The sequence below is a fragment of the Psychrobacter sp. genome (genome assembly GCF_036731945.1).
GTDB lineage: Bacteria > Pseudomonadota > Gammaproteobacteria > Pseudomonadales > Moraxellaceae > Psychrobacter.
Genome location: NZ_DAINDI010000080.1, coordinates 1 through 2,346, shown reverse-complemented (window position 1 = coordinate 2,346; position 2,346 = coordinate 1). Strand labels below are relative to the sequence as shown.

2 protein-coding genes are annotated in these 2,346 nt (G+C 44.4%); one reads left to right on the top strand and one right to left on the bottom strand.

Going from position 1 to position 2,346, the window contains the following annotated elements; all coding sequences use genetic code 11:
• On the bottom strand, positions 1-1,255 hold a 1,255-nt coding region (gene queG, locus V7D75_RS12920; protein WP_442968967.1), incomplete at its 3' end, for a tRNA epoxyqueuosine(34) reductase QueG.
• A gap of 194 nt (positions 1,256-1,449) precedes the next feature.
• On the opposite strand from queG, the gene V7D75_RS12915 reads away from it, so the two are divergent.
• Positions 1,450-2,346: NAD(P)H-hydrate epimerase (locus tag V7D75_RS12915; RefSeq protein ID WP_333614880.1), on the top strand; the 897-nt coding region annotated here is incomplete at its 3' end.

Sequence of the window (2,346 nt, the reverse complement as noted above, 5' to 3'; positions counted from 1 at the left end):
ATGGTTCGAGATTGTTGAGTTTGTCCTGCTGTTCCTTAATTGCCCAAGTAATATGTTCATCTAGCATGGCATTATGTTGGCCTAATTTCGTCTCAAGCTGAACGATTATGTCCTTATCAGGAGCTGCATTACCGAGGCCGATTGCAATATTGCGTAAAAAATTCACGTAACCGGTGCGTCTAAGCGGACTGCCTTCGGTTTTTTTCATAAACTCCGCTTCTTGCCATTGCCATAGCTCAAGCAAACTGCTGTTATCAAGGTTGTGCCTTGCGGCAAAATCTTCTACTGGCGTGATATTGGCATAGCGATTCCACGGACAAATAAGCTGGCAGTCGTCACAGCCAAAGATACGATTACCGATGGCGCGGCGATATTTGCTATCAATAATGCCGTCGTGCTCGATGGTAAGGTAAGAGATACAAGCAGAAGCGTTAAGCTCATAGGGCGCGATAATAGCCTGAGTAGGGCAGACGTCAATACAGGCGCTGCAACTGCCGCAATGCTCCTTGACCGGTTCGTCATCCGGCAGCTCAAGACTCATAAATAGCTCGCCTAATACAAAAAACGAACCAGCTTGCTTGTTTATGAGCAGGGTATGTTTGCCCGTCCAACCAAGCCCCGCCGCATCGGCAATAGGACGCTCAAAGATAGGCGCAGAATCGCTAAAGGGACGAAAAATAAAATCCTGCTCTGAGCCAATATTAAGATGCTGCCATTCAGGGAGCATGGCTTCAACTTTTAATGCCAATTGCTTTAAGCGACTGCGCATGGTTTTATGATAGTCACGTCCTCTGGCATAACGGGCGATGATACCTTGATTGGGATAGGCGTTATCAGTGACTACACGAGGCGTGGGAGTTTGGGTTAAATAATCCATGCGCACGCTGATGATGGTTTTTGCGCCTTCTACCAGTTGCTCAGGTTGCGCGCGCAAATGGTGATTATGGTGCATAAACTGCAATTGCCCTTCATACCCTTTCGCTAGCCATTGCTTTAAGTGCTCTGTTTGCTGAACAAATAAAGGATGATGCACCGATAAAAAACCACAGTCAGCAAATCCTAGGGCTTGCGCTTGGGTTTTAATCCATTGTTTGACGTCTGCCGGTGTAGCAAATTCTGACGCATTATGAACGGCAATTCTTGCTTGCCCTGCATGATTAGGCGCAGATGTCTGCGCTGCTAAATTGTGAGCATCTGAGGTCTGTGCGCCTGACTGTGTTGATTGAAGGTGGGTAGGTTGGGCTTTGCTATTCATAATGCGCTATAAATGATAATGTGAATAGCAGTATGATAAGCCAGTGAGCGACGAGCGCAAGTAGTAAAATGAATAAAGCTGTATTTATATCAAACTGTAAGCTCTCGTAAAATCTAATAGAGCTGATACGACTCATACATTACCTTATGATTAAAATAATAAAACCGGCTAATAAAAAATAAGCGAGGATAACCATGCCAGTAGCAATTAATGTATTCACGAAAACGACCATGCCTGTAGCGCTGTATAGCAGCAATCAAATTTATGCCATGGAGCAGGCGTGGTTTACTGAAGGTCACGACAGTTTTGGATTGATGCAGCAGGCCACATGGCAAATGGCGCATTATATTATGGTGCTTTATGAGCAAAAAATGCTTAATCCTCATTCCTCAGCACTTACTAACACTCATAATCGCAATAATTGTTCGCCTCGAGCAAAAGTCTGGGTCGGGAAGGGTAATAACGGCGGTGATGGTTGGTTGATTGCTTATTATTTGCAGCAAATAGGCTGGCAAGTACAAATCATCATGGTTGGCTTTGATAAACAAGATTTTGCGATAGCTGAGACAACGCAGTCATCTAACAAAGAAGCTTCTTTATCTGATGCCAACCAAGCCCTACAAGTAGCGCTGTCTGCTAACTGTGATTATTTACGCTTTGAAGACATCAGTTTTGATGACAAGGAAAACGCAGGTAAGCAGCTACAAGCAGACGTGTATATCGATGCGTTATTTGGTATAGGTTTAGATCGCGCGCCTGATGGTATTTATAAAGAGGCAATTAATAGTCTTAACGATGCTGCGCAGTACAACGGCGCTTTGGTCGTTGCGGTTGATGTGCCCAGTGGCTTGGTTGCTTCTACTGGGCAAGTATTCGACCAAGTAGCTGTACACGCTGATGCGACATTATGTTTGATTGCGCGCAAATTTGGTTTACATACTAACGATGGTATGGATTATAGCGGTGAGGTAATTGATATCCCGCTCATACCTTATCAAATGGCTAGTAAAGAATTTAAACCAATTGCCAAGCTACTGACAGCAGCTTATCCATTAAATCCACGCCGTCAAAGCAGTTATAAAGGCAGTTAC